We start from the raw sequence: 25,876 nt of genomic DNA on the forward strand, positions 1-25,876 counted from the left end.
GCTCAGCGGCGGCGCCGGGCGGGGCGGCGGTCGGTGTCGCTGCTCAGCAGCAGGCTGAGCCCGGCGCCCAGCAGCCAGACGTCCTTGGACAGCGGCAGGCCCTGTTCGGAGGGGCGCAGGCTGTTGGGGCGGCGCATCCCCGGGGTGCGCAGGTACATGCCGAGCAGTCCCCCGGCGAAGGCGGTCAGCCCCGCGCCCGCGAGCCTGCTGGGCACGACGGGCAGAAGGAGGGCGGCGCCGAGCGCGATCTCGCCGGCCGACAGCAGCCGCGCGAAGGTGGTGGGGTCCACGTCCTTGAGGAAGGGGTAGGTCCCGGCGGCCATGCCGTGCATCCCCAGGGCGGCCTCCTCGTCGGCGTCGCGCTTCTCCAGCCCGGAGTTGAGGAGGAAGGCTCCCGTGGCGATGCGCAGGGGCAGGTCGCGCACACGAAAGGGCAGCTGCATGATCGCTCCATAGCCTGGTCGGGTCCGTGGGTGGCCCCGGTGGACCGGCACCGCCGGGCGGTGGGGCTCCGGCGCGGGCCCGTTTCCGGTCACTCCGGGTTCCCAGAATGCTACCGACCGCAGGAGGGAGACCGGGTGCGACCCGCCGGGGCGGGCGGTAACCTGCCCGGGCACCGGCGGCGAGCAGGAGGAGGACCCCGTGGGACAGGCGGAGCGGACCGGTCCGGACGCGGCGTCCCTGACCGGGGTCGTCGACGGCGTGTACGCGTGGGTGCAGCCGGACGGCACCTGGTGGGTCAACAACGCGGGGGCCGTGGCCGGAGAGGACGGCCTGCTGGTCGTGGACACCTGCGCGACCGAGTCCCGCACCCGCCGGTTCCTCGGCGCGCTGGCGCGGACCACCGGCCTTCCCGTCCGGTGGGCGGTCAACACCCACCAGCACGGGGACCACGCCTACGGCAACAGCCTGCTGCCCGACTCCGCCGTGCTCATCGGCCAGACCGCCATGCGCGAGGGGCTCGCGCACGACCCGATCCTGGACTCCTGCCCGCCGTTCTGGTCGCCGCCGCCGGAGTGGGGGGCGGTCACCCGGCGCCTGCCGTCGGTCGTGCTGGAGCGGGAGCTCACCGTCCACACCGGTGGGCGGCGGGTGGAGCTGCGCCATCCGGGGTACACCGCGCACACCCCCGGGGACGTGGTGGCCTGGCTGCCCGAGGAGCGTGTGCTGTTCACCGGTGACCTGCTCTTCCACGGGCTGACCCCGCTGGTGTTCATGGGCTCGCTGGAGGGGGCGCTGCGCTCCCTGGACTGGCTGAGCGCCTTCGCCCCCGAGCACGTGGTACCCGGGCACGGCCCGCTGCTGGGCGCCGCCGCTCTGGACGCGGTGCTCGGCGCGCACGAGCGCTACTACCGGTTCGTGCTGGAGGGCGCCCGGGCCGGAATCGCGGAGGGGATGGGTCCGCTGGAGAACGCCCGCGCCCTGGACCTGGGCGAGTTCGCCGACTGGGCCGACGCCGAGCGGATCGTGCTCAACCTGCACCGCGCCCACGCCGAGCTCACGGGTGCCGGCATGGACCTGATGGCGGCGCTGGGCGACGCGGTGGCGTGGAACGGCGGGCCGCTGCCCACCACCCTCTGAGCGCGGTCCCCTCCCCCTCTCCCCCGTGACGGCCCCACGCCCCGGAACCGGTGAAATTTCCGCAAACGTGCGCCAAGTCGACGTCGCGCCGCCGACGTGTCCGCGCCCGGGTGTTTCGCTGTGCGCACAGGGAACACCGACGGAGGGGGAGCCCATGGCGGAGACCGCGGCGGAGGAACCGCGCGCGCGACGGCGCGGACCGCGCAGCGACTGGGTGCCGCTGGGCGCGGCCGCCGCGGCGGTGGCGCTCCTCGTGACGGCCTGGCCGCTGCTCAACGCGCTGCTGCCCGGCTCGGATTCGGTCTCCTCCGGCTCCCCGGTGCCGGTGGGGTCCGCGGGCGCCTACGAGGCCTCCCTGACCTTCCCCCAGGAGGGCTGGGTCCTGGACACCGGCGCCAGCCAGGCGGGGCGGACCTACCGCTTCAGCCGCGGTCCGGTGGAGCTGACCCTGAACAAGGTCACCCCCGTGACCGACCCCCCGCCCGACGCGCTGGAGCTGTGGGAGGGGATGCGGCGGCTGATCAGGGCCGGTGAGGCCTCGGCGCGGTTGGGCGAGCCGGAGGCCATCGCCACCCGCGACGGACACGAGGGGCTGACGGGGATCCTGGAGAGCCGCACCCAGCGCGGCGCGGCGGTGGTCTACCCCTCCCCCGACGGGCGCATGGCCGTGGAGATGACCCTCGCCGGGCGCGACGCGACCACGGCCGACCTCGCGGCGGTGGCCGACGTGGTCCGCTCGGTCTCCTTCACCCGGGAGGGGGGGTGAACCCCGGAGCCGACGAGCCGCGCGCACGCGGGGCCCGCGATGCGCCGGGCACCGCGCCGGGCCCCGTACCCTCGCCCCGCCGCTCCGACCAGGACGGGACCGCCGCCCGGCGCCCCGCCGGAACACCCGCCGCGGGCGCGCACGCCCGCCGGCACCGGCTGCCCTCGGTCACCGCCCTCGTCCTGGTCGGAGCGCTGTGCGCGGTGGGGCTGGCCTTCCTGGCGGCGCGCTTCGCGGGGATGGTGCGCGTGTTCTCCGCGGAGGCGGTGACGGCGCTGGTCCTGGCGCTGGCGACGCTGGCCTTCGGTTTCTGGGTGCTGTGCCGGATCCGGCCGGTCCGCGATCCCGCCGCGGGCCCCTCCCTGACCGCGCTGGCCTGGGGCCTGGCCGCCGCGACCGCCGCCGGCGTGGTGGCCAACGAGGGTCTCCTGTCGGTGTGGGCCAAGAGTCTGGGGCTGGACTTCGCCGGGTCCTGGGGGCCCGCGCTGACCGCGCCGCTGAACGAGGAGGTCCTCAAACTGGCCGGGGTCGTACTGGTGGCGGTGGCCTTCCCGCACGCGCTGCGCGGCCCGGTGGACGGGTTCGTGTTCGGTTCCCTGACCGGCCTGGGCTTCGAGGTGACGGAGAACTTCATCTACGCGATGAACGCTGTGGTCCAGGCGGGCGGCACCAGCGGTGTGGTGGCGGTGGTGCAGAGCACCATCGTGCGGGTGTTCCTGGCGGGTCTGGGCTCGCACTGGGCGATGTCGGCGGTCGCGGGCGCGGCCGTGGGCCTGCTGGCCGCGGCGGGGTGGCGTCCCGGCCGCCGCCGGGCGGCGGGCGCCGGACTGCTGGTGGGGCTGGCGGTGGCGCTGCACTGGCTGGTGGACGCCCCCGCGCCCGGCGGCATGGGCGGCCTGCTGTCCAAGGTGGCCGTGGTCTTCCTGACCACGATGGTGGTGTACTTCGCGTTCCGCCGCACCTACCGGCGCCGGGTGCGCGGGGCGCTGGCCTCCGAGGGCGGGACGCTGGGGATGCGGCGTTCGGAGGCCACCGCGCTGGCCACCCGGCACGGCCGGCGCCGGGAGCTGGTCCGCGTGGCGGCGCCGCAGCGGCCCGCGGCGCTGCGGCGCCAGGAGCAGATGCTGGCGGTCGCCGAGGACCGGGCGGCCCGGTACGCCCCCTGAGCACCGGGCGGGGGCCGGTACGCCCCCGACGTCCGAGCGGACGCCCCGGGAGCGCGGCCGTGCCGCCGCGGGCCGCGCGCACCCGGGACCGGGGATTTTCATCGGCCCCAACCTGGGCATAACGTGCCCCATGGGCGAGCGAGAGCGAAGGGGCGCGAGGACGACACCTCCGAGGACGGGGCGCGGGCGCACCCGCGATCCCAGCCTCACGCCGCGGGCGCTGGCGGCGGCGCGGGCCGAGTACGGCAGGGCGGGCTGGGCCTCCTTCACCCTGGACGCGGTGGCCCGCAGGGCGGGGGTCGGCAAGGCCGCCCTGTACCGGCGCTGGCCCACCAAGGAGCGCCTGCTCGCCGACGCCATCGCCGAGCACGCCCAGCCGCCTCCCCCGGCCGACACCGGTGGCCTGCGGAGCGACACCCGGGCGCTGGCGGCGGCCCTGCTCGACCACTTCCTGGCCCCCTCCGGCCGGGTCACCCTGCGGGTGGCCGTGGACGCCGCCACCGGCCTGGAGGCCTTCGTGTCCCACCAGGAGCGGATCGCGCGCGCCCACCGCGACGGGGTCCGGGACATGGTGGGCCGGGCCGTGGAGCGGGGGGAGCTGCCCCCGGGCGTCGACACGGGGACCTTCGGCGAGGCGCTGTACGGAACGGTGCTGGCGCACGCGATGGGCCTGGGCCCCCACGAGCGCGAGCGGGTCCGCGAACACGTGGACGAACACGCCTTCCCGCTCGCCGACTTCGTGCTGACCGCCCTGCCCGGGGCGGTGCGGGACCGCGCGGCCGGGGAACGGGCTCCGGAGCAGCGCTCCCCGGAGGAGCAGGTCCCGGAGGACCGGGCGTCGGGGCACGGCCGGCGCTGAGGGTCAGTCCCCGGGGCGCAGCCAGCGCTGGAGCAGGGTCCCCTCCGACTCGATCACGACCCCGGGCACCAGTGGTCGGTCGGCCACCGCGCCCGCCGCTATGCGCTGTTCCAGGCCCCCGCTCAGCAGCGGCACCAGGGTCAGGCACAGTTCGTCGAGGAGTCCGGCCGCGGCCACGTCGGCCAGCAGGCGGGGGCCTCCCTCGCACAGGATCCGGGGCAGCCCTCGCCCGGCCAGGGCGGCCACCGCGGCGGCCAGGTCCACGGTGTGCTCGCCGCACACCAGCACGCGGTCGGCGCCCAGGACGCGGCGCGCCCGGTCCAGGGCCTCGGGCCCGGCCGCGGCGCGGGTGACGAGGAACACCCCGCCGCCGCTGTGCGACTCCCGCTCGAGCAGCGGCGGTATCCGGCCGGTGCCGCTGACCACGGCCAACTCGGGCTGGGCGGCGCGCCCCTCGGCCAGGGCGCGGGCGGCCCGGTCCCCGGTGCGCGTGTCCGCGTGCCGGTAACCCTCGGCGCGCGCGGTTCCGGCGCCGACCAGGATCACGTCGGCCAGGTCGCGCAGGAGGGTGAACACCACCAGGTCGGCGGGGGTGTTGATGGTCCCGGTGCGGCCGTCGCTGCCCGCGGCGGCGCCGTCCAGGGTGGAGACCATGTTCGCGCGCAGCCAGGGCCGGTCGGGGTAGGCGTAGAGCCGTTCCAGCGCGGCGGGGTCCAGTTCCCGTCCCGGGGCGGCGGCGCCGGGGACGGCGTCGTTCAGCAGGAGACGCACGGCCACACCGCCACGAAGTACATGACCCCGAACGGGTCGTCGGCGTAGAGCACCCGGGGGTCCACCGGCACGGTGTCGGCCAGGGCGTGCGCCAGGACGCCCAGCGCGGCCCGGCCGCTCACCATCAGGTCGGCGGCCAGCGCCGGGTCCAGGCGCGCGAGCCCCTCGCGGTCGCCCCCGGCCAGGCAGCGGTGGATCCGCTCGTCGAAGCCGAAGGCCCGCTCGTCCAGCTCCCCGGGGCCCGTCGCGGCGCGCCGGGCGCTGCCCTCGCCCAGGACCAGCAGGGCGACCCGGTCGGGCCGGCCGGCGATGCTCCGGCCCAGGGCCCCCAGCTCGGCGTCGGAGGCGTCCCAGGCCACGGCGGCCGTCTCCACCCGGCCGCGGTAGCCGACGGCGTCGAGCAGGCGTCGGGCCACGGCCAGGCTGAGCGGCAGGGCGCGCTCGCGGGGGACGCGCTGCCCCGTGCCGCCGAACTCGCGGACCGGCGACAGGTCCCCGGTGTACCGCCCCGAGGCGCCGTGCCCGCCGACGACGACGAGCGTGTCCGGTTCGGTCGCCGCGAGCGCCGCGACGGCCGCCTCGCACTCCTTGCGCAGGTCGGCGGCCACGTCCTGGCCGCCGCTGAGCCCCGGCAGCAGCAGCGGCGGGTGCGGGCACAGGGCACTGGCCACGATCACGCGGGCCTCCTCATTATTCCAGCCCCCGTACGACCCGCGCGGGGGGCCGGACCCCGCGGATCGAGGCGACCATGTCGAGTACCTGGCGGGTCTGGGCCACCTCGTGGACCCGGTAGACCCGGGCGCCGTGCCAGGCGCACACGGCGGTGGCCGCCAGTGTCCCGGTCAGGCGCTCGCCCACGGGCAGGTCCAGGGTCTCGCCGACGAAGTCCTTGTTGGACAGCGACACCAGGACCGGCCATCCGGTGGCGGTCATCTCGTCCAGGCGCCGGGTCAGCTCCAGCGAGTGCCAGGTGTTCTTACCGAAGTCGTGCGCCGGGTCGATGATGGCCGAGGCCGGGTCCACGCCCAGGGACACGGCCCGCTCGGCCTGGGCCACGGTGGCCTCGATCGCCTCGCGCACCACGTCCTGGTAGTGCGGCCGGTACGGGGGCGTGCGCGGGGCGAGCCCGCCGGTGTGGGTGCACACCAGGGCCGCGTCGAACTCGGCGGCCACCTCGGCCAGCTCGGGGTCGTAGCCGCCCCAGGCGTCGTTGAGCAGGTCGGCCCCGGCCTCGCAGACCGCCCGGCCCACGGAGGCGCGCCAGGTGTCCACGCTGATGACCAGGTCGGGGAACTCGGCGCGGACGGCGGCCACGAAGTCCACCACCCGCCGCTTCTCCTCCTCGGCGTCGACCTGCTCGCCGGGCCCGGCCTTGACGCCGCCGATGTCCACGATGTCGGCGCCCTCGGCCACGACCCGGCGCACGCGCTCGAAGGCGGGTGCGTCGTCCCAGGTGGCGCCCCGGTCGTAGAAGGAGTCACGGGTGCGGTTGACGATCGCCATGACCAGAGCCTGACCCGCCTCGTAGTGCCTGCCGCGCAGCCTCAGCACCGGTCGGTCCCCTTCCCGCGCGGGCGCCCGCCGTCCTCGTCGTCCACAGTCCCTCCCAGCGGCCAACACTAGGGCACACCGGAGCCGGGCGGCGGGGCGGTACGGCTCTGGGCGGGGGTGGCCTCCGCCACGCCCGCTCCGGGGGCGGCTCCGGCCCGGGGCGGGGACGCCTCCGGCCCGGCACCTTGCCTGAGACTCTATTACGAGTTACCTTTAACGAAATGTCAGATCCGCACTCTTCACCAGTGCCAGCCGACCTCGTGAGCGCGGCCGTCCGCGCCGCGGAACAGCTCGGGAAGGACGTGGCCGACGTGCCCCTGATCGCCATCGCGCGGGAGGCGGGGATCTCCCGCAGCACCCTGCTGCGCCGCGTGGGCGGGTCGCGCCGGACGCTGGACGAGGCGGTGCGCGCCTCGGGCGTGGACCCGGGCGGGCGACCGCCGGTGCGCGAGCGCGCGATCGGGGCCGCCGCGGACCTGATCAGCGCCCAGGGCCTGGGCGCGGCCACCCTGGAGGCGGTCGCCGCCGTCGCCGAGTGCTCGGTGCACAGCCTGTACGCGGCCTTCGGCGGCCGAGACGGTCTGCTCGCGGCGGTCTTCGAGCGCTACAGCCCCATCCTGGACCTGGAGGAGGTCCTGGCCGGGCCGGAGGAGGACCTGGCCACCCGGGTCCACGCCCTCTACCGCGCGCTCGGCGAGGCCTTCTCCCGGGAGCCCCGGGTGATGCCCGCCATGCTGGCCGACGTGTTCACCCGGCCCGAGGGCCCCACCGTCGACATGCTCTCCCACCACTTCTTCCCCCGCATGCTCGCCGGGCTGGGCGGGTGGCTGTCCGCACAGGTCGCGGCGGACCGGATCCGCGACCTGCCGGTCACGGTGCTCATCCAGCAGATGCTCAGCCCGGTCGCCATGCACTTCCTGCTCCGCCCGGCGCTGGAGAACGTGCCGATCCTGCACTTCCCGGCCCCGGAGGAGGTCTGCACGGCCTTCGCCGACGCCTTCCTGCGCGCCGTGGCGCTCCCCGGCGGGGACGTCCCGCCGAGGGACGCCGGCCCCGACCCCGCCCGAGCCGATCCGGCGCCCTGACCCGCCGCGCCGCCGCCGAGTGCGGGCCCCGCCGCGAGGCGGTTCCCGCACGGCCGTCCCGAACACGGACCTGGAGTACCCATGAGCGAACGTACGACCTGCGTGATCATCGGCGGCGGCCCCGCCGGAATGGTGCTGGGCCTGCTGCTGGCCCGCGGCGGTGTGGAGGTCACCGTGCTGGAGAAGCACGAGGACTTCCTGCGCGACTTCCGCGGGGACACCGTGCACCCCTCCACCCTGGAACTGCTGGAGGAGCTCGGCCTGTACGAGCGGTTCGCCGCGCTGCCGCAGAGCAGGCTGGAGGAGGCCGCCTTCCCCGTCGGCGGCGGCCGCACCGTCACCGTCGGCGACTTCCGACGCCTGCGGGTCCCCCACCCCTACATCGCGATGGTCCCGCAGTGGGACCTGCTCAACCTGCTCGCCGAGGCCGGGGCCGAGGAGGCGGCCTTCACCCTGCGGATGGGCACCGAGGTCACCGGCCTGCTGCGCGGTCCCGGCGGCGTGGAGGGGGTCCGCTACCGGGGCCCGGAGGGCGAGGGGGAGGTCCGGGCCGACCTGACCGTGGCCTGCGACGGCCGCTGGTCGCTGGCCCGCGGCGAGGCGGGCCTGGCCACACGGGAGTACCCGGTGGGGATCGACGCCTGGTGGTTCCGGATGCCCCGTGAGTCCGGGGACTCCCCGTCGCTGACCCCCCGCGCGGGCCGGGGCAGGTTCATGGTGGTCATCCCCCGCGAGGGCTACCTGCAGATCGCCTGCCTCGGGCGCAAGGGCGGCGACGCCGAACTGCGCGCCCGGGGAGTGGAGGCCTTCCGCCGCGACCTCGTCGAGCTCATGCCCGAACTGGCCGGCCGGGTGGACTCCCTGAAGTCGATGGACCAGGTCAAGCACCTGGACGTGCGACTGAACCGGCTGCGCCGCTGGCACGCGGACGGCCTGCTGTGCATCGGCGACGCGGCCCACGCGATGTCTCCGGTCGGGGGCGTGGGGATCAACCTCGCGGTGCAGGACGCGGTGGCCGCCGCCAGGCTGCTGGCCCGGCCGCTGCGCGCGCGGGCGCTCACCTCCCGTGACCTGGCGGCCGTGCGCAGGCGGCGGATCGTGCCGACCGTGGCCGTCCAGACACTGCAGCGCGTCATGCACCGGATGCTGGTCGAACCCATACTGCGGGGCGAGCGCGTGGGGCCGCCCAGGCCGGTGCTGGCGGTGCTGGACCGCGCGCCCTGGATCTCGTTCGTGCCCGCCTACCTCATCGGCAGGGGGGTCCGGCCCGAGCACGCCCCGGACTTCGCCCGCCGCCGGCCCCAGCGGGCCGGATGAACCACCGGGTCCTACCGGGACAGGTCGGGGACGCGTTCGCCCTCGGGGACGGGTCCGGGAGCGGTTCCGTCCCCGAACGGGGCGCCGCCCAGCTCCTCGCGGCGGTGCGGGGTGAGCCAGCCGCGCGGGTCGGGTCCCGCGGCGACGATCCGCGTGGGGTTGATCCCCGTGTGGACCCAGTAGTAGTGGACGCGGACGTGGTCCAGATTGGTGGTGTCGCCGAAGCCCGGGGTCTGGAAGAGGTCGCGGGCGTAGGCCCACAGCGCCGGGTACTCGCTGAGCTTGCGGATGTTGCACTTGAAGTGGCCGTGGTAGACGGCGTCGAAGCGCACCAGGGTCGGGAAGAGGCGGATGTCGGCCTCGGTGACGGAGTCCCCGACCAGGTAGCGCCGGGTGGACAGCCGCTCCTCCAGGGCGTCCAGGCGGGCGAACACCCGGGCGACGGCGTCGTCGTAGCGCTCCTGGTCGGGGGCGAACCCGGCCCGGTAGACGCCGTTGTTCAGGTCGGTGTAGATCTGCCGGGAGAGGGTGTCGATCTCCTCGCGCAGGGCGTGCGGGTACAGGTCCGGTGCGCCCTCCCGGACCAGGCCGCCCCACTCGGTGGCCATGTCCCTGACCAGCTGGTCGAAGTCGTTGGAGACCAGGTGTCCGGTGTCCACGTCGACCAGTCCGGGCACGCTGACCCCGCCGGTGTAGTGGGGGTCGCGCGCCAGGTAGGCCTCGCGCAGGGCGTGGATGCCCAGGACGGGGTCCCTGCCGCCGGGGCTGCCGGTCTCCTCGGTGAACACCCAGTGCGGGTCGCCGTCGATGACCTCCTGGCGCGGGTCGGTGACGGCCAGGGAGACGGCCCCCTCCAGGCCCATGAGCCTGCGGGTGATGACCACCCGGTGCGCCCACGGGCAGGCGCGGCTGACGACCAGCCGGTAGCGGCCCGGTTCGGCGGTGCGGCCGAAGCGGCCGTCGGCGGTGACCCGGTCGGCGAAGGCCGCCGCCTCCCGCCGGATCTCCTCGGTGGGGATCTGGTTGGCCCTCATGCCTGGCTCCCTTCGGACGCGGACGGTTCGCGGTCGCATGCTACCCGGGGCGCACCGGCCCGGCGGGGAGGCCGGGGCCGGGCCGTGCGGGCGGCTCGGTGACCGCGCGGCCCGGGCCCGCTCAGAAGCGGATGGGCAGCCCCGCGTAGTTGTGCGCGAACTCGGCGGCCGCGGCCTCGGAGTCGACGACCCGCTGGAGCTGGGAGAGCTGTAGCCGGGCGTCGAAGTCGTCGCCGTGGCGGTGCAGCGTGGTCGTCATCCACCAGGAGAAGTGGGTGCACCGCCAGACCCGGCGCAGGGCGGTGTCGGAGTAGGCGCGGGCGAGCTCCTCGCGCCCGTCGCGCAGCCACGCGGTGAGGGCCTCGGCCAGCAGGGTGACGTCGGCGATGGCCAGGTTGAGGCCCTTGGCTCCGGTGGGCGGCACGATGTGCGCGGCGTCCCCGGCCAGGAAGAGGCGGCCGTGGCGCATGGGGGCGGTGACGAAGCTGCGCATGGGCAGCACGCTCTTCTCCGTGATGGGCCCGGTGCGCAGCTTCCAGCCGTCCAGCCCCTCGCCCAGGCGGGTGGCCAGCGCCTCCCAGATGCGGTCGTCGCTCCACTCGGCGATGTCCTCGTCCGGGCGGACCTGGAGGTAGAGGCGGCTGACGGCCTCCGAGCGCATGCTGTGCAGGGCGAACCCGTCCGGGTGCCAGGCGTAGACGAGCTCGTCGGTGGAGGGGGCGACGTCGGCGAGCACGCCCAGCCAGGCGAAGGGGTAGGGGCGTTCCCACACCCTCTGCTGCGCGGCCGGGACCGCGCGGCGGCTGGGGCCGTGGAAGCCGTCGCAGCCCACGACGGCGTCGGCGTCCACCCGCCGGGGGCGGCCGTCGGCGTCGGTGAAGGTGACGTGGGGGCGGTCGGTGTCCACGCCGTGCGGGGTGACGTCGGAGGCCTCGTAGAAGACGGGGCGCCCGGCCCTCTCCCGGGCGGCCATGAGGTCCTTGGTCACCTCGGTCTGCCCGTAGATCCACACCGACCTGCCGACGAGCTCGGTGAAGTCGAGGTGGTGGCGCTCGCCCGGCCACTGCAGGTACACGCCCCGGTGCTCGTCCCCCTCGGCGGCGATCCGGTCGCCGACCCCCGCCTGGCGCAGGACGTCGACACTGCCTGCCTCCAGCACCCCCGCGCGGATGCGCGAGCGCACGTGGTCGGCGGTCTGGCGTTCGATGAGGACAGAGTCGACCCCCTGGAGTCCGAGCAGGTGGGACAGGAGCAACCCGGCCGGGCCTGCTCCGATGATGGCGACCTGAGTGCGCACGTGTCTCTTCTCCTCTGGTGGTCGGACGCCGCGGGCCACGCGGCACGGCCCCGGGGGGGTCGGCCGGTGACGCCCGGAAACCTCGGGGGTGTGTCGACGATGCACCACGCGTGAGCGGGGCCACCAGAAGATTCTCAATGAATGAGAGAAACCGCCCGCCGGGTGGTGGGCGGTGGTCCGTCGGCGCGACGGGGCGCGAGGTGGGTCAACGCACGGGCGCGCGGCCGTCGGCTCCGTGCCGCCGGAGCCGTTCGCGGGTGCGCCGTCCGCTCAGGCGCCCATGGCCCGGGAGGCCGAGCGGGCGGCGGTGCGCACGGCCGGGACGGCGAGGACCGCGTTCTCGTCGTTGGGCACGATCACCGACAGCGCGGCGACCACCTCCCCGGTGGAGCCGCGCACGGGGGCGGCGATCCCGGCCGTCTCCCGGTCGATGAAGCCCCGCGAGAGCACGTAGCCGGTCCGGCGCACCTCCGAGAGCAGGACCCGCAGCCTGCGGGGGTCGGTGACCGCGGCTCCGGAGGCCGGGAGGGGGCGGGAGAGCACCCGCTCCTGGACCTCGGCGGGGGCGTGGGCGAGCAGGACCAGGCCCGAGGAGGAGACGTGCAGCGGCAGCCGTCCGGCGATCCGGGTGACGTTGACGACCGCGCCCGGGGCGGATCGGCGTTCGAGGAACAGGACCTCCTCGCCCTGGCGGACCCCGAGCTGGGTGTGCTGGCCCACCACGGCGTGCAGGTCCTCCATGAACGGCCCCACCGTCTCGCGCAGACCCAGCGCGGGCGAGGAGCGTACGGCCAGCTCCCACATGCGCACGCCGACCCGGACGCCGCGGGGGTCGCGCTCCAGCCACCCGTGGCCCACCAGCTGTTCCACGATGCGGGAGGCCGTGGCCACGTGCAGGTCGGCGCGCCGCGCGATCTCGGAGACCCTCAGTGCCCGGTGGTCGGGGTCGAATGCCTCCAGGACACGCACCACCCGGGACAGCACCGACTCGCCGTTGCCTGTTCTGACCACGGCAGCAGTGTCCACCCCTGTGCCCGCCGGAGTCCACAACGGGCGGGTGTTATCCAGGTGACGAAAGTAGTTCGTCGGGGCACCGGTCCTCTGGGCGTTCCCCCGTCCGGGGAGGCCTCCGGGTCGGGACCCGGGGGCCTCCCCGGACGGGGGCGGTGCGGGCGGGGATGAGGGGTCTCCGCGGCGAGGGCGGTCGCCGCGGCCTGGCGGGCGGCGTGGAGCCCGTGCACGAGTTCCCGCGCACGCACTGCAGGCCGGCCGGCGGTGAGCCCGTCGACGTCGCAGGCCCCGTGTGCGGTCTGCGGTTCCGCCTCCGCCGAAGGACTGGTCGCCTGTTCGGTCATTCCTCCCCTTCCGCCCGGGCGCGGTCAGCCGGTGTTGAGCCGCCAGACGGAGAAGTTGAGCGCGGCCGCGAACAGCACCCAGGCCCAGTAGGGCACGAGCAGGGCGGCGGCCCAGCGCGAGCGGCGGGCGAACAGCACGATGGTCGCGGTCAGCGCCACGACGAGCAGGCAGATGTCGGCGAAGGCGACGCCCCGCAGGCCCGCGGCGAAGAACAGGGGCGTCCACGCGGCGTTCAGGAACAGCTGCACGGCGTACAGGGCGAGTTCCACGCGGGCACCGCGCCAGCCGTGTCGGCGCCAGACGAGCCACCCGGACACGGCGATCATGGCGTACAGGACGGTCCAGACCGGGCCGAAGAGCCAGGAGGGCGGCGCCCACGGGGGCTGGCGCAGCGCGGCGTAGTCCGAGGAGGTGCCGGTGTTGGACAGCACCCCGAGGGCCGCGACCGCGGTGACGGCCACGAGGAAGGCGGCGAGGCCCAGCAGGGAGGCCCGCGTGGACGGGGCGGTGTGCCGTGTGTCCGTGGATGTCATGTTCCCTTTTTCCCTTTCGCGGCTGACGTGCGCACCTGACCGGCGCGAACACGCCGAGGCACACGCCCTCCAGGTACCGCAAAGAAGGCTCGTTAAACGAGTACCTTGGATTCCGTGAAAAATGACGGGGCGGCGGAGAGGGGCCCGGAAGTGGCCGGTCGGCGCGGGGGACGGGCCAGGCGGGTGCTGCGGGGTGCGGCCCTGGCCCTGGCGCTGGTGCTGGTGGTCGCGGCCGGAGGCTTCCTGGTGTGGGCGTACACCCCCCACACCGCTGAGGAGGGGCCGTACAGGGAGGCGGTGGCGACGCCCGGCGTGGAGGTGACCGCGACCGACGCCGGGGTGGTCCTCGCCCCGGCCGACGCGCGGCCCGGCACCGGCGTGGTCTTCTACCCCGGCGCGCGCGTGGAACCCGAGGCCTACGCCGCAGTGTGGGCGCCGATCGTGGCCGACAGCGGGGTCCTGGTGGTCGTCCCCCGGATGCCGCTCAACCTCGCGGTGTTCGCCCCCGGCCGGGCCGGGGACGTGTTCGCCGACCACGTCGGCGTGGGGTCGTGGTACGTGGGCGGGCACTCGCTGGGCGGTGCGATGGCCGCCTCCTACGCGGGAGGCGCGGGCACGGACACGGTGGACGGGCTCGTGCTGTGGGCCTCCTACGCCACGGAGGGCGCGGGACTGGGCGGGCGCGAGGACCTGGCGGTGCTGTCGGTCTCGGGCTCGCGCGACGGGCTGGCCGACCCCGCCGCGATCGAGGGGCACCGGTCCCACCTGCCCGCCGACGCGTTCACGTATGAGGTCACCGGGATGAACCACGCCCAGTTCGGCTCCTACGGGGAGCAGCGGGGAGACGACCCCGCGACCATCGGCGACGCCGAGGCGCACCGCGAGCTCGCCGCCGTGACGGCCGGCTTCCTCTCCGGGTCCTGGTGACCGCGGGCGATCCGCACGCCCGGGTGGGACGCCTCCTCTCCGGTGGTGGAGGGCCCGGCCCGATGCGGACGAGCGTCCCGGGCGGGTGAGGGTGAGGGCCACGACTCCGTCGGCCGCCCCGGTCCGGTCGGCCAGCCGGAGTGAGGCGGCCGCGGGCGCGCCGGTGGCGGTGCTCGCGGCGGACGGGTTCATCGCCGTGGGAACTCCTCGTGATGCCGGGGGTGTGCTCCGAACAGACGTGTCCGGCGCCGCGGGGGCACTCTCGCCCATGCCCGGACGGACGGTGGGCAGTGGAGGAGTACCGGGCACCCGATCGGCCGGGCCCTACGTTCCGGCCCGGTCCGGAAAGGCCGACGACATCGCTCCGCACGCGCCGGTGCTCTCGTGACCGGCGCCAGAACACACGGGGGAGACCACCGATGAAGTCCACCCAGTTGTGGGAAGAGAACGGACTGCGCACGTTCCTACTCGTCATGGACGAGGGGGACGAGGCGTTCGAGCAGATCACCGGTTTCGCCGAGTCCCGCGGCATCACCGCCGCGAGCCTGACCGCCATCGGCGCGGCCCGCCACGCCGTCCTCGGCTACTTCGACCGCGAGGCCAGGGAGTACCGGTTCGTCGACTTCGACGAGCAGATGGAGATCGCCTCCTGCATCGGTGACATCGCCGACAACCAGGGCGATCCGGCGCTGCACGCGCACATCGTGCTGGGCCGTGAGGACTTCACCGCCTTGGCCGGGCACCTGAAGGAGCTGCGCGTGTTCCCGACCATGGAGGTCGTCCTCACGGAGACCCCCGCCCACCTGCGCAAGCGGGTGGATCCCCGAACCGGGCTGGCGCTCATCTCCACGGACGACTCCACCGAACCCTGATCCCGCTGGCGGACTCCGCCCACCCGACCCGAGGACGGCGCGGCCCTTCCGGAACCACCGGAAGGGCCGCGCCGGGGTGGATGTGCCCGGGACAGAACACGAACTTGCGCCGCCGGACCTCGACGAGCCCGGCGCGCAGCTCCTGCTCCCCGCTCGGGGTGCGCGGCGTGTGGGAGGCCAGCGGCCCCCGCAGGACGCGCCCGCGCAGACCGCCCGGCGCGTGGGCGAGCAGGGCCGGGTCCGCCGACGAGGCGTTCGGGGGAAGCCGCCCCGCGACCTTGGTGACGCTGACGACCGGCCCGGGCACGGTGAGACGCTCCACGAACAGCACCTCGTCGCCCTCCAGTACGTCCAGGCGGGTGAAGTGGCCGACCGCCGAGTGCAGGTCGCCCGTGTACCGCAGGGCCGCCTCCCGCGGGTCCTTCACCGGGGAGGCGCGTTCGGCCAGCTCCCACATGCGCGTTCCGATGAGGGCCCGCCTGCGCTCGTCCCGGTCGAGCAGCCCGTGACGGACCGTCTCCTTGACCAGGCGGGCCGTGGCGGCGAGCGGGAGGCGGGCCCTGCGGCCGACCTCGCTGAGGCTGGGGACGGTCGACTCGGGGCCGAAGGAGTCGGGGATCCTGACCGCCCGCGTGATGACGGACCCGCCGTCCGGTGGTCCCGCCGTGTCGCACTCCTTACCCGCTACGGCGGGCCCGCGCACCGCTTCCGCGCACCGTAAGCCCGAGCGCGGACCGGTGTCAGTGGCCGTCCCCGACCGAGCGCGGCCTGGTGCGCATGGTCAGCGGCAGGAGCAGTGCCATGACCGCCGAGGCGGCGCCGAGGACGCCCAGGGAACCCCGTAGGTCCGCGCCCGAGGCCGCGATCCCCGCCACGATGAGGGGGCAGGTGAACTGGCCGACGAACAGCGCCCCCGTCCACAGGCCGGTGCCGCGTCCGCGCTGCTCGAAGCTGAGCCGGTTGACCGCCCACAGCACCAGCGTGGGCAGCAGCAGGCCGGTGCCGAAGCCGGTGACGACCGCGCCGACGACGATGACCGGCACCGACGGTGCGGCGAAGACGATGCCCAGGCCCAGGGCGGACAGGCCGAACTCGACCGGGACGAGCACCCGAGGCGTCACCGCGGACACCCTGCCGAACAGACCGGCTCCCACGGCCGTGGCCAGCGACATGACCGCGCTGATCACCCCCACCGTTCCGGTCGAGGTGACGCCCGCGCCGTCCAGGACGTAGGACAGGTGCACGATGAGCGCGTAGAAGACCACCCCGCCGAAGAGAGTGACCGTGCACGGTCCCGCCAGCTGGCGCCAGGGCAGACCCACCGGGCCCTCCGGCTCGGAGCGCCGCGGCTGCCACAGGAGGGCCGCCATCGGCAGCACCAGCGCCAGCGCGGCGAGGTAGAGCCAGAACGGGGTCCGCCAGCCCCAGGCGCCGAGCAGTCCCCCGGCGAGCAGGAACACGGTGGCGGCGAAGGTGGTCGTGAGCACCTGCATGCCCAGGTAGCGCGCCCGGCGGGTGCCCGACCAGTAGTCGCCGATCAGCGTCGTGCAGCAGGTCATGATGGCCGCCTCGAACAGGCCCAGCAGGACCCGGCTGGCGACGATCGCCTGGAGCGTGTCCAGGTACAGGGGCGCGGTGCCCACCACGGAGTAGCCGACCATCGCGACCAGCAGGACGCGCTTGCGGTCGACCCTGTCCACGAGGGCCCCGGCGAAGGGGGCGGTCAGGCCGATCACCAGGGCGGGGACCGTGAGCACCACGGGGACCAGGACGCCCGCGTTCTGAACCGACGCGAACTCCCGGGCCATCTGGGGCAGGACCGGTGCGATCAGCACGCTGCCGAGGATCGGCATACAGCTGGCCGCCAGCAGCAGGATGAGCTGGGCCAGACCGGCCTGGCGTCGGGTCCCCGGGCGCTCCTGGGCCTCGGAGGGGGGAAGGGTCTGTTCGGGCACGGGGCACCTCGCTGTCCGGGGGATGGGCGCGCACGGCCGGGAGCGGCTGTGGCGCGGGAGAAGGCGGTGAGCACCGGGAGTAGAGGGGCGGTGAACGCCGGGGAGGGCGCGTCCGGCGCCCGTCCACTCCTGTTGCCTTCCTGTTCAGCTTGCCTGTGTCCCAGGTCACCCGGGAAGAGCGATTTCGCTATACCGGCCATCCAGCGCGTGGATACCCAGGCGCGTGCGCAGTGTTCCGGACCATGGCGGTGAGAGCACGCTTCCGCCCGCCCGGGGCACGGGCGGGAGGGCGGACGGGAGGGGCGGGGCTCAGCCGAGCCTGACGGTCCGTTCCAGGGGCAGGTCGGCGGAGGAGCGGCCCGCGTGGACCCCGTACAGGCCGGGCAGCAGCCGCCGTACCAGGTCTGCACCACGGCGCCCGCCTGGTCGAGCCAGGGCATGAGCACGGGGCCGTCGGTGTTGAGCACCACCACCGTGTTCGGGTTGGCGGCGGACAGCAGGGTTCTGCGTTTCGTGGTGCTTTCCGGGGGGCGGGGGGTGTGCGCGGGGGGGTGCCGTCCGGAGCCGGGAGCGGCCCCGGACGGCGGCGGCCTACTCGGTCCGGTAGGCGGCGTCCATCTCGGCCAGGGCCTCGTCGACGGTGATGTCACCCGCGAAGAGCTGCTGGACCACGGTGAAGTGGGTCTGCTGGACCCGCGGGTTGGGCCAGCGCTGGTCCATGAACGGCACGGTCCGGCCCTGGCCCTGGTAGTCGGTGAGCGTGGTCAGCGCCGGGTCGGTCTCGCGCTCCTCGTCGGGCAGCGCGGTCAGGGTTCCGCCCTCGGTGGCGTAGATGTCCTGGCCCTCGGGCGAGCCCAGGAACTCCACGAAGGCCATGGCGGCCTCGGAGTCGGCGCTCTCGGCGTTGAGGCCGTAGGCGGCCGAGACCGACCCCGGCATTAGGGTCTGGTCGGCGTCGTCGGTGGCGGGCAGGGCGAACATGCCCAGCTCCGCGTCACCGGCCTCGGACTGCACCTGCGACAGGGTGGTGGCGACCTGGACCAGGCCGACAGCCCGGCCCTGGGCGACGCTGCTGACGGAGGCCTCGTAGCTGGTGCCGAGGGGGTCGTCGTTGAAGCAGCCCTCCTCCTCCATCTCCAGGTACTGCTCCAGAGCCGCCTTCCAGCCCGAGTCGGCGAAGCTGGTCTCGCCCTCGGCCATCCGCTCGTCGAAGTCGGGGGTGTCGGTGTAGACGGTGGTCGCGGCCAGGGCGTAGGTGACCAGCTGGGTGACCCACGGGGTCTGGTTGCCCAGGGCGAGCAGGCTCACGCCCTCGTCCCGCGCGGTGCCGCACAGCTCGATGAGCTCGCTCCAGGTGGCGGGCTCCTCCGCGCCCAGGGCGGCCAGCGCCTCCTTGCCGTAGATGACGCCGATGCCGCTGTAGGTGACGGGGACGATGTAGGTGGAGCCCTCGTACTCGGTGACGGGGCGGTCGCCCTCGGGGATCCTCGACGCGAACCCGGCGCCGCTGAGGTCGGCGAGGAACCCGCCGGGCGCCAGGAGCTGGAGCGCGGCGGGGTTGCCGTTGCCGGGCCAGACGGTGAAGACGTCGGGGGCGGTGCCCGAGGACAGCTGGGTGCGCAGGGTGCTCTGGAGCTGGTCGGTGTCGGCGTAGGTGACGGTGACCTCGATGCCGGGGTTGGCCTCCTGGAAGGCGGCGACCACCGCGTCCACGGGTACCCGGTCGGTGGAGTTGGCGGTCACGGTGACCGCGTTGCCCGCGTCGTCGCCGTCACCGCCGCTGCAGGAGGTGAGGGCCAGTGCCGCGGCCAGGCAGGCCGCGGGGGCGAGGAGCTTCTTGGACATGGATCTCTCCGGAAAAGGGGTTGGGTGTGCGGGTGCGGCGAAGGGGGTCAGCCCTTCAGTCCTCCGGCGAAGCCCTGGATGACGCGCTTCTGCATGGCGAAGTAGACCGTGAGCACGGGGATCGAGCCGATGATCAGGCCTGCGAAGACGAGGGGCCACTGGGAGACGTACTGTCCGACGAATCCGAACAGGGCCACGGGGATGGTCTGGTTGCCCGAGCCGCTGAGGTACAGCAGCGGGGTGAGGAAGTCGTTCCAGACGAAGATGACGTTGAGGATGACCACCGTGCCGGTGATCGGGCGCAGCAGCGGCAGGACCACGCTGAAGAAGGTGCGCAGGGGGCTGGCGCCGTCCATCATCGCGGCCTCCTCGTAACCGCGGTCCAGGCCGCGCAGGAACCCGGTGTAGAGGAACACCGAGAAGGGCATCTGCACGCCGGTGTAGTAGATGATGAGCGCGATCGGGTTGCCCAGCAGGCCCAGGTCGCGCATGGTCTGGTAGAGCGGGATGAGCGCGAGCTGGAACGGCAGCAGCAGGCCGAGCATGAACAGCGCGAACACGGCGCGCGACCACCCACGGGTGGAGCGGGCGATGGGGTAGGCGGCCAGCGCCGAGAGCACGACCAGCAGCACGACGCTGGCCGCCGTGACCAGGGCGCTGTTGAGGACGGCCGGGCCCAGGCTCGCCTGCTGCCAGGCCTGGGCGAAGTTGTCCAGGGTCGGGCTGGCCGGGGGGACCAGCGGGGAGGCGCCGGTGTCGTCCACGGGGCGCAGGGCCTGGACGAACAGGACGTAGACCGGGAAGGCGAAGACCAGGGCCGCGACGATCATCGCCGCCTCCAGGAGGCCCGTCCGCCAGGTGTAGCGCTTCATGAGTTCCTCTCCTGGCGGCCGAGGTAGCCGTACTGGACGCCGCTCAGCACGATGACGAACAGGGTGAGCACCACCGCCATGGCCGTGCTGTAGGCGAAGGCGTTGAACTGGAAGGCCTCCCGGTAGATGACCGTGGACAGGGTGTCGGTGGCGCCGCCGGGGCCGCCCTGGGTCATCACCCACACCTGGTCGAACAGCTTGAGGCCGCCGATGAGGGAGAGCATCAGGTTGATGGTGAAGGCGGGGGCGAGCATGGGGCGCACGATGTGCCAGAAGCGGCGGACCGGCCCGGCCCCGTCCATGTCGGAGGCCTCGTAGATCTCCCGGGGGATGGACTGCAGGCCCGCCAGGAAGATGACCATCGAGTACCCGGAGAACTGCCAGACGATGACGGCGACCACCGACCACAGGGCGAGGTCGCTGTCTCCCAGCCAGCTCTGGGTGAGGAGGCCCAGCCCGAGGGCGTCCAGGGCCGCGTTGATTGCGCCCTCCGGTGCGTAGAGGTACTTCCACAGGTAAGCGGTGACCACCGGGGTGATGACGGCCGGGGCGAAGAAGAACACGCGCAGGACGTTGCGCGACCTGATCCGGGTGTTGACGCCCAGGGCCAGGAGCAGCCCGACGGCGTTCTGCACGACGGTGACCGAGAAGGCGATCAGGAGCGTGTGGACCAGGGCGTCGCGGGCACCGCTGTCGGAGAGCAGGGACCGGTAGTGCTCCAGGCCGACGAAGCTGGAGGAGCGGGCCAGGCCGTCCCAGTCGGTGAAGGAGTACACCGCGCCTCGGGCGCTGGGCACCAGGACCGCGAAGGCGAAGAAGGCGAGCGCGGGGAGTACGAACCACCAGGGTACGGCGATCCGGTCGGTGCGGAAGCGGCGCGCCGGGGCGGGCGGGGGCGGACTGGCGCTCCCCGCTGGTGCGGCCGGCTGGGCCTTGGGGGCCATGGCTGTCTCCATCGGGTTCTTCCTCGTGCGGCGCGGGAGGGGCGGCTGGTGTTCCGACTCCGGCGCGACTCTGGGTTTAACAGAGTTGAAACGCTTCATTTAATGGCCTGAAGCTAGGCGGAGCACGTGACGTACGTCAACCCCGGAAAGCGAACGAAACCTCTTCGCAACCAAACCGGAGCGACGGGAACGTCGCCCACCCACTCCCTAGAGAACTCCATTGAACTGGTACTTTGCTGTTCGGTGTCGAGCTTTTCAGGACCGCCTGCAGCGGAGACTAGATGCCCACAGCTTGACGGAAGCGTGTCAGTGTTCCTACGGTGACGCTTGCCCAGCCACTTGAAACGGTTCAATAAACTGGCTTCAGTGCTGCGGCCCCGTGCCTGCCTTCGCTCCCCGGGAGTCCCCGTGTCCCCTGCCTCACCCTCCTCCGCACGCGCCGTCCCCGACGCGCCCACCGCCGAGCACCACCGCTCGGCCCTGGGCATCGGCGAGTCCCGCCCCCGCCTGTCGTGGACGCTGCGCCAGGCACCGCCCGGGTGGCGTCAGGAGGCCTACGAGATCGAGGTCCGCGACGACGACGGCCGGATCCGGTCGAGCGGGCGCGTCACCGGCGCCGAGTCCGTCCTCGTTCCCTGGCCGGGGCCGCCCCTGGCCTCTCGCGAACGCCGGTCGGTGCGCGTACGCGTGTGGGGCGGCGACCAGGCCGACCCCTCCCCCTGGAGCCCGCCCCTGGAGGTGGAGGCCGGGCTGCTCGACCCGGCCGACTGGTGGGCGCAGATGGCCGGTCCCGGCGACGGGCTGGTCGGGGACGAACGCCCCGTCCTCCTGCGGGGCGGCTTCACCCTGCCCTCGGCGCCGCTCCGCGCGCGCCTGTACGTCACCGCGCACGGCGTCTTCGAAGCCGAGATCAACGGTGAGCGGGTGGGCGACGAGGTGCTCGCGCCCGGCTGGACCACCTACCCCGCGCGGCTGCGCTACCGCACCCACGACGTGACCGCGCTGCTGCGCGAGGGCGCCAACGCGGTCGGCGCGCACCTGGCGGACGGCTGGTACCGGGGCAGGCTCGGCTTCCACGGCGGCCGTCGGAACATCTACGGCGACCGCACCGGCCTGCTGGCCCAGCTGGAGGTGGAGTGCGCGGACGGCTCCACCGTGCGCTTCGGCACCGGCCCGCACTGGCGGTGCGCGCCCTCGGCCACCCTGTCCGCCAGCCTCTACGACGGCGAGCACCACGATGCCCGCCTGGACCGGGAGGGGTGGTCGCGGCCCGGCTTCGACGACACCTGGTGGACCCCCGCGGTGCCCGTGGAGCGCGACCCGGCCACCCTGGTCGCGCCGCTGTCGCCGCCGGTGCGGTGCACCGCCGAGCTCGACCCGGTCGCGGTCACCCCGACCGGGGAGGGCGGGCTGCTGGTGGACTTCGGCCAGAACCTGGTGGGGCGCCTGCGCCTGCGCGTCCAGGGCCCCACGGGCACCGCGGTGACCGTGCGCCACGCCGAGGTGCTGGAGGACGGGAGGCTGTGCACGCGCCCGCTGCGCCACGCCGAGGCCACCGACACCTACGTGCTCGCGGGCACCGGGCAGGCCGAGGAGTGGGAGCCGCGCTTCACCTACCACGGCTTCCGCTACGCCGAGATCACCGGCTGGCCCGGCGGACTGGAGCCCGGTGCCGTGGTGGCGCGGGTACTGCACACCGACATGCGGCCCACCGGGGAGTTCACCTGCTCCGACCCGCTCCTGCAGCGGCTGCACGAGAACGTGCGCTGGAGCATGCGCGGCAACTTCGTCGACGTGCCCACCGACTGCCCCCAGCGCGACGAGCGACTGGGCTGGACCGGCGACATCCAGGTGTTCGCGCCCACCGCGTCCTTCCTCTACGACTGCGCGGGGATGCTGCGCTCGTGGCTGGCCGACCTGGCGGCGGAGCAGTACCCGGACGGGACGGTGCCGTTCGTCGTGCCCACCATCCACGCCCCCACCTGGACGCCCGCCTGGCCCGCGGCGGTGTGGGGCGACGCCGCCGTGCTCACCCCCTGGCGGGTCTACGAGCGCTTCGGCGACACCCGGGTGCTGCGCGACCAGTACGACAGCGCGCGGGCGTGGGTGGACCTGGTGGCGGAGCGGCTGGAGCCGGACGGCACCTGGCGGCGCGACCGGCAGCTGGGCGACTGGCTCGACCCGGCGGCACCTCCGGAGGACCCCTTCCAGGCGCGCACCGACCCGTCACTGGTGGCCACCGCCTACGCCGCGGAGTCGGCCCGCGTGATGGCCGAGACCGCCGGGGTCCTGGGCCGGGAGGCCGACCGTGAGCGCTACGCGCGCCTGGCCGAGCACGTGCGCACCGGCTTCGGCAAGGCTTACGCCCTCGGCGGCGGGCGGCTGAGCAGCGACACCCAGACCGCGTACGCGCTGGCCCTGTGCTTCGGCCTGCTGGCGGAGGAGGAGCGGAGCGCGGCGGCCGACCGGCTCGCCGCACTCGTCGCCGGGGACGGGTACCGCATCGCCACCGGGTTCGCGGGCACCCCGCTGGTGTGCGACGCCCTGTCCGGGCACGGCCACACCGACACCGCCTACCGGCTGCTGCTCCAGCGCGAGGCCCCCTCCTGGCTGTACCCGGTGGTGATGGGGGCGACGACCGTGTGGGAGCGCTGGGACAGCATGCTGCCGGACGGGCGGGTCAACCCCGGGGAGATGACCTCCTTCAACCACTACGCGCTCGGCGCGGTGGCCGACTGGCTGCACCGCACGGTGGCGGGCCTGGCCCCCGACGCCCCGGGCTACCGGCGCCTGCGGATCGCCCCCCGTCCGGGCGGCGGGCTGGAGCGGGCGGGCGCGACGCACGAGACCCCCTACGGGACGGCGAGCGTGCACTGGCGCCGGGCCGGGGGCCTGCTGCGCGTGGACGCCGTCGTCCCCCCGGGCACGACGGCCGTGGTGGACCTGCCCGGACGGGAGCCCTTCGAGGTGGGCGGCGGCGAACACCGCCTGGAGGCGCCGTGGCACACCGCCTGAGCCGGGGCGCGCCGCCGGAGGACGTCGGGGCGCGCCCGGCCGCACTACCATCAGGGGACCGGGATTGAAGCGTTACAACTCGACCCCCTCCGCGGGGACACGGGGAGCAGGCACACCTTGAAGGCCGTCAGTATCAGGCAAGTGGCCAAGGAGGCCGGGGTCTCCGTGGCCACGGTGTCCAACGTCCTGAACCGGCCGGAGGTGGTCGCCGCCACCACGCGCGACCGCGTGCGGGAGGTCATCGACACCCTGGGGTACCGGCCCAACCAGGCCGCCCGCCAGCTCAGCAACGGCTACGGCACGGGGGTGGGCCTGGTCCTGTTCGACGTGCGCAACCCCTTCCTCACCGGAGTGGCCCGCGGGGCGGAGGACCACCTGCACGCCGTGGGGCGGACCGTGGTGCTGTGCAACACCGACGTGGACCCGGCCAAGGAGGAGCGCTACCTGGAGATGCTGCTCCAGCAGCAGGCCCAGGGGGTGCTCATCACCCCGGCCGAGCTGTCGCGGGAGTGGGTGGACCGGGTCCGTTCACGGGGTCTGCGCACTGTGCTGTTCCACAACTCGACCGACTACCCGGACGTGTGCTCGGTGGCCGTGGACGACGTGGCGGGCGGCGAGATGGCCGCCACCCACCTCCTGGCCCGGGGGCACGAGCGGATCACCTGTGTGACGGGGCCCGCGCACATGCGCCAGTCCGTCGACCGCCTGGCGGGGTGCCGCCGCGCGGTCACCCAGGCGGGGCGGTCGGAGGCGGCCGTGGACGTGGTGGAGGCGGGCGCGTTCACCCTGGACCAGGGGCGGCGTGCGGGCGAACGGATCCTGGCCTCGCCCAGCCCGGCCACGGCGGTGTTCTGCGCCAACGACCTGCTGGCCCTGGGGGTGATGCAGGCGCTCACCCGCGCGGGCAGGCGTGTGCCCGACGACATCGCGGTGGTCGGGTTCGACGACATCGCCTCGGCGGCCACGGCCGGGGTGCCGCTGACCTCGGTGCACGTGGACAGTCACGCCCTGGGCGGCGCCGCGGCCCGGCTGCTGGTGGAGGAGGTCGAGGACCCCGGCCACCGCCACCGACGCCTGCTGTTCGCCCCGCACCTGGTCGAGCGCGCCTCCAGCTAGGCGTACTCAGCACGTTGGTCGAAAGCCGCAGACGGGCTCTGGGCGGTGCCGTTGGAGTGCCCCCGAAGCCACAGGTGCGCCGCGGACGCGTGCCCCCGGACGCACCCAGAGCAGCGGCTGCTTCTTCTCCGATCCGGGTCTTCCGTGCTTGTGGGCGTTGAAGCTCGCCTTCTTCTGGCGGTTCCCGCACGTGTTCATCTCGCACCATCTGCGGGTGCGGCTCCGGCTGGTGTCGCAGAAGGCGGTCCGGCAGGTCGGCGATGCGCACAGGGCCAGTCTTCCGTCTCGTTCGCCTGAGATGACGCTGATCGCGTCGGGGGCGGTCACGCCCAGGGCTTCCTCCGCGGAGGAGGCCGAGCTGAGCCGCCACCGCCGCTCCCCCCGGGCGTCAGGACAACCGCGGCCCGGCCCTGGATGCTGCGCTCATTGGTGACCTGGACGGCGGACACGGGGAGAGGGTCCCAACGCGCGGCCGCTGTCGCGGCGGAGTGAACCGACTCCCCCAGCTCCCAAGCGCGTTCGAGCTGGGCGGTGGTGCAGGACTCCACGGCGAGACCGTTCACCGCCGGCCAGACGACGCGTCGGTTCGGCGTGGGGATGCGCTCGACAGCGTCGCCATGACGCTCCGACAGGGTTCCCGTGAAGCTGGTCGCCAGCACCTTACCGAGACGGAAGTCAGGAAACCGAGCGCTCATGGAACCACCTTAGCTGGTTGCCCACTGACACCGAGACCTATTAGAACCGTCTTATATGGTTCCGACAGATCCCGGGCCGGTCCCACCGATGACCAGGAGGTCCCATGTCCACACACCGGTGCGTCACGGCCGCCGTTGAGCGTGGTGTCACCACGTCAGCCCGCCCCGGCGGGGGCGCCTCATGAACCGCCAGACCGGCGACGTGCTGGCATTCGACGCCCACGCGAGTGACACCGACCTCGACGACCTGCGCGCGCGGCTGGCCGCGGCGCGGCTGCCGGAGGCCGAGACGGTCCACCTCGCCGCCCCCGGCCCCCAC

General features: G+C 74.2%; 25 protein-coding genes. 10 read left to right on the forward strand and 15 right to left on the reverse strand.

Annotated elements, in window-relative coordinates:
- Positions 1-2: 2 nt before the first annotated feature.
- Entirely contained in the window at positions 3-443 is a 441-nt protein-coding gene (locus tag FYW95_RS20130; protein WP_159942341.1) for a DoxX family membrane protein, read from the reverse strand.
- Between the two features lie 199 nt (positions 444-642).
- Between FYW95_RS20130 and FYW95_RS20135 the strand changes: the two genes are divergently transcribed.
- The 4 genes from FYW95_RS20135 (at position 643) to FYW95_RS20150 (ending at position 4,372) form a co-directional block, all read left to right on the forward strand.
- Positions 643-1,581: an MBL fold metallo-hydrolase gene (locus FYW95_RS20135; RefSeq protein WP_159942340.1), complete on the forward strand. Its 939-nt coding sequence runs from the start codon at positions 643-645 to the stop codon at positions 1,579-1,581.
- A gap of 154 nt (positions 1,582-1,735) precedes the next feature.
- Positions 1,736-2,347, forward strand: a complete 612-nt coding sequence (locus FYW95_RS20140; RefSeq protein ID WP_159942339.1) for a hypothetical protein — start codon at positions 1,736-1,738, stop codon at positions 2,345-2,347.
- A complete protein-coding gene (locus FYW95_RS20145; protein WP_159942338.1) occupies positions 2,344-3,513 on the forward strand; it encodes a PrsW family glutamic-type intramembrane protease in 1,170 nt (389 codons plus the stop codon). Before FYW95_RS20140 ends, FYW95_RS20145 begins: the two co-directional genes overlap by 4 nt.
- A 130-nt stretch (positions 3,514-3,643) precedes the next feature.
- Positions 3,644-4,372 (forward strand): TetR/AcrR family transcriptional regulator, encoded by a 729-nt coding sequence (locus tag FYW95_RS20150; RefSeq protein ID WP_159942337.1) that lies wholly within the window; start codon positions 3,644-3,646, stop codon positions 4,370-4,372.
- Positions 4,373-4,375: 3 nt separating this feature from the next.
- On the opposite strand, the gene FYW95_RS20155 is transcribed toward FYW95_RS20150, so the two are convergent.
- The 3 genes from FYW95_RS20155 to folP are packed head-to-tail and all read right to left on the reverse strand — an operon-like array spanning position 4,376 to position 6,694.
- Positions 4,376-5,149, reverse strand: a complete 774-nt coding sequence (locus FYW95_RS20155) for a pyrimidine reductase family protein (protein ID WP_159942336.1) — start codon at positions 5,147-5,149, stop codon at positions 4,376-4,378.
- Complete coding sequence (locus FYW95_RS20160; protein WP_159942335.1) at positions 5,128-5,820, reverse strand: class III extradiol ring-cleavage dioxygenase family protein; 693 nt, start codon at positions 5,818-5,820, stop codon at positions 5,128-5,130. Before FYW95_RS20160 ends, FYW95_RS20155 begins: the two co-directional genes overlap by 22 nt.
- A 13-nt stretch (positions 5,821-5,833) precedes the next feature.
- Positions 5,834-6,694: a dihydropteroate synthase gene (gene folP, locus FYW95_RS20165; RefSeq protein ID WP_159942334.1), complete on the reverse strand. Its 861-nt coding sequence runs from the start codon at positions 6,692-6,694 to the stop codon at positions 5,834-5,836.
- A 221-nt stretch (positions 6,695-6,915) separates the two neighbouring features.
- Between folP and FYW95_RS20170 the strand changes: the two genes are divergently transcribed.
- Both FYW95_RS20170 and FYW95_RS20175 read left to right on the forward strand, forming a co-directional pair.
- Positions 6,916-7,779 carry a TetR/AcrR family transcriptional regulator gene (locus FYW95_RS20170; protein WP_159942333.1) on the forward strand — a complete coding sequence of 288 codons (864 nt, stop codon included), beginning with the start codon at positions 6,916-6,918 and terminating at the stop codon, positions 7,777-7,779.
- A gap of 81 nt (positions 7,780-7,860) precedes the next feature.
- Entirely contained in the window at positions 7,861-9,096 is a 1,236-nt protein-coding gene (locus tag FYW95_RS20175) for an FAD-dependent oxidoreductase (RefSeq protein ID WP_159942332.1), read from the forward strand.
- A gap of 11 nt (positions 9,097-9,107) precedes the next feature.
- Here FYW95_RS20175 and FYW95_RS20180 read toward each other — a convergent pair whose 3' ends face one another.
- The 4 genes from FYW95_RS20180 to FYW95_RS20195 form a co-directional block, all read right to left on the reverse strand.
- On the reverse strand, positions 9,108-10,130 hold the full coding sequence (locus FYW95_RS20180; RefSeq protein ID WP_159942331.1) for a glutathione S-transferase family protein: 1,023 nt from the start codon (positions 10,128-10,130) through the stop codon (positions 9,108-9,110).
- A gap of 121 nt (positions 10,131-10,251) precedes the next feature.
- Positions 10,252-11,427: a 4-hydroxybenzoate 3-monooxygenase gene (locus FYW95_RS20185; protein WP_159942330.1), complete on the reverse strand. Its 1,176-nt coding sequence runs from the start codon at positions 11,425-11,427 to the stop codon at positions 10,252-10,254.
- A 270-nt stretch (positions 11,428-11,697) separates the two neighbouring features.
- Entirely contained in the window at positions 11,698-12,438 is a 741-nt protein-coding gene (locus FYW95_RS20190; RefSeq protein WP_159942329.1) for an IclR family transcriptional regulator, read from the reverse strand.
- A 368-nt stretch (positions 12,439-12,806) separates the two neighbouring features.
- Entirely contained in the window at positions 12,807-13,316 is a 510-nt protein-coding gene (locus FYW95_RS20195; protein ID WP_159942328.1) for a TspO/MBR family protein, read from the reverse strand.
- A 150-nt stretch (positions 13,317-13,466) separates the two neighbouring features.
- Between FYW95_RS20195 and FYW95_RS20200 the strand changes: the two genes are divergently transcribed.
- Both FYW95_RS20200 and FYW95_RS20205 read left to right on the forward strand, forming a co-directional pair.
- Positions 13,467-14,243 carry an alpha/beta hydrolase gene (locus FYW95_RS20200; RefSeq protein WP_236567747.1) on the forward strand — a complete coding sequence of 259 codons (777 nt, stop codon included), beginning with the start codon at positions 13,467-13,469 and terminating at the stop codon, positions 14,241-14,243.
- A gap of 419 nt (positions 14,244-14,662) precedes the next feature.
- Positions 14,663-15,115, forward strand: a complete 453-nt coding sequence (locus FYW95_RS20205; RefSeq protein ID WP_159942326.1) for a PPC domain-containing DNA-binding protein — start codon at positions 14,663-14,665, stop codon at positions 15,113-15,115.
- On the opposite strand, the gene FYW95_RS20210 is transcribed toward FYW95_RS20205, so the two are convergent.
- The 5 genes from FYW95_RS20210 to FYW95_RS20230 all read right to left on the reverse strand — a co-directional run bounded on the left by FYW95_RS20210 (position 15,084) and on the right by FYW95_RS20230 (position 20,743).
- A complete protein-coding gene (locus FYW95_RS20210) occupies positions 15,084-15,818 on the reverse strand; it encodes an IclR family transcriptional regulator domain-containing protein (RefSeq protein WP_201294953.1) in 735 nt (244 codons plus the stop codon). The genes FYW95_RS20205 and FYW95_RS20210 overlap by 32 nt on opposite strands.
- A 37-nt stretch (positions 15,819-15,855) precedes the next feature.
- Positions 15,856-17,070: an MFS transporter gene (locus tag FYW95_RS20215; protein ID WP_201294954.1), complete on the reverse strand. Its 1,215-nt coding sequence runs from the start codon at positions 17,068-17,070 to the stop codon at positions 15,856-15,858.
- A gap of 591 nt (positions 17,071-17,661) precedes the next feature.
- The gene (locus FYW95_RS20220; RefSeq protein WP_159942325.1) at positions 17,662-18,915 is read right to left on the reverse strand and encodes an ABC transporter substrate-binding protein; all 1,254 of its coding nucleotides are present in this window, start codon (positions 18,913-18,915) and stop codon (positions 17,662-17,664) included.
- A 47-nt stretch (positions 18,916-18,962) separates the two neighbouring features.
- The gene (locus FYW95_RS20225; RefSeq protein WP_159942324.1) at positions 18,963-19,787 is read right to left on the reverse strand and encodes a carbohydrate ABC transporter permease; all 825 of its coding nucleotides are present in this window, start codon (positions 19,785-19,787) and stop codon (positions 18,963-18,965) included.
- Entirely contained in the window at positions 19,784-20,743 is a 960-nt protein-coding gene (locus FYW95_RS20230) for a carbohydrate ABC transporter permease (RefSeq protein ID WP_159942323.1), read from the reverse strand. Before FYW95_RS20230 ends, FYW95_RS20225 begins: the two co-directional genes overlap by 4 nt.
- 396 nt (positions 20,744-21,139) lie before the next feature.
- Here FYW95_RS20230 and FYW95_RS28740 point away from each other — a divergent pair, with 396 nt between their 5' ends.
- Both FYW95_RS28740 and FYW95_RS20240 read left to right on the forward strand, forming a co-directional pair.
- The gene (locus tag FYW95_RS28740) at positions 21,140-23,746 is read left to right on the forward strand and encodes a glycoside hydrolase family 78 protein (protein WP_305081023.1); all 2,607 of its coding nucleotides are present in this window, start codon (positions 21,140-21,142) and stop codon (positions 23,744-23,746) included.
- 117 nt (positions 23,747-23,863) lie between these two features.
- Positions 23,864-24,862 carry a LacI family DNA-binding transcriptional regulator gene (locus FYW95_RS20240; RefSeq protein WP_236572253.1) on the forward strand — a complete coding sequence of 333 codons (999 nt, stop codon included), beginning with the start codon at positions 23,864-23,866 and terminating at the stop codon, positions 24,860-24,862.
- 6 nt (positions 24,863-24,868) lie between these two features.
- Here FYW95_RS20240 and FYW95_RS28390 read toward each other — a convergent pair whose 3' ends face one another.
- Positions 24,869-25,189 carry a CGNR zinc finger domain-containing protein gene (locus FYW95_RS28390; protein ID WP_236572254.1) on the reverse strand — a complete coding sequence of 107 codons (321 nt, stop codon included), beginning with the start codon at positions 25,187-25,189 and terminating at the stop codon, positions 24,869-24,871.
- A complete protein-coding gene (locus FYW95_RS28395) occupies positions 25,186-25,557 on the reverse strand; it encodes an ABATE domain-containing protein (protein ID WP_236572260.1) in 372 nt (123 codons plus the stop codon). Before FYW95_RS28395 ends, FYW95_RS28390 begins: the two co-directional genes overlap by 4 nt.
- Positions 25,558-25,876: the final 319 nt, after the last annotated feature.

The sequence above is a fragment of the Nocardiopsis sp. FR4 genome, from assembly GCF_009830945.1.
Lineage (GTDB): Bacteria > Actinomycetota > Actinomycetes > Streptosporangiales > Streptosporangiaceae > Nocardiopsis.

What these genes read in the sequence shown, in the direction of transcription:
- FYW95_RS20130 (WP_159942341.1), bottom strand. Translation starts at nt 443, where the DNA reads ATGCAGCTGCCCTTTCGTGTGCGCGACCTGCCCCTGCGCATCGCCACG.
- FYW95_RS20180 (WP_159942331.1), bottom strand. Translation starts at nt 10,130, where the DNA reads ATGAGGGCCAACCAGATCCCCACCGAGGAGATCCGGCGGGAGGCGGCG.
- FYW95_RS20170 (WP_159942333.1), top strand. Translation starts at nt 6,916, where the DNA reads ATGTCAGATCCGCACTCTTCACCAGTGCCAGCCGACCTCGTGAGCGCG.
- FYW95_RS20140 (WP_159942339.1), top strand. Translation starts at nt 1,736, where the DNA reads ATGGCGGAGACCGCGGCGGAGGAACCGCGCGCGCGACGGCGCGGACCG.
- FYW95_RS20225 (WP_159942324.1), bottom strand. Translation starts at nt 19,787, where the DNA reads ATGAAGCGCTACACCTGGCGGACGGGCCTCCTGGAGGCGGCGATGATC.
- FYW95_RS20220 (WP_159942325.1), bottom strand. Translation starts at nt 18,915, where the DNA reads ATGTCCAAGAAGCTCCTCGCCCCCGCGGCCTGCCTGGCCGCGGCACTG.
- FYW95_RS20195 (WP_159942328.1), bottom strand. Translation starts at nt 13,316, where the DNA reads ATGACATCCACGGACACACGGCACACCGCCCCGTCCACGCGGGCCTCC.
- FYW95_RS28395 (WP_236572260.1), bottom strand. Translation starts at nt 25,557, where the DNA reads ATGAGCGCTCGGTTTCCTGACTTCCGTCTCGGTAAGGTGCTGGCGACC.
- FYW95_RS20205 (WP_159942326.1), top strand. Translation starts at nt 14,663, where the DNA reads ATGAAGTCCACCCAGTTGTGGGAAGAGAACGGACTGCGCACGTTCCTA.
- FYW95_RS20150 (WP_159942337.1), top strand. Translation starts at nt 3,644, where the DNA reads ATGGGCGAGCGAGAGCGAAGGGGCGCGAGGACGACACCTCCGAGGACG.
- FYW95_RS20175 (WP_159942332.1), top strand. Translation starts at nt 7,861, where the DNA reads ATGAGCGAACGTACGACCTGCGTGATCATCGGCGGCGGCCCCGCCGGA.
- FYW95_RS20230 (WP_159942323.1), bottom strand. Translation starts at nt 20,743, where the DNA reads ATGGAGACAGCCATGGCCCCCAAGGCCCAGCCGGCCGCACCAGCGGGG.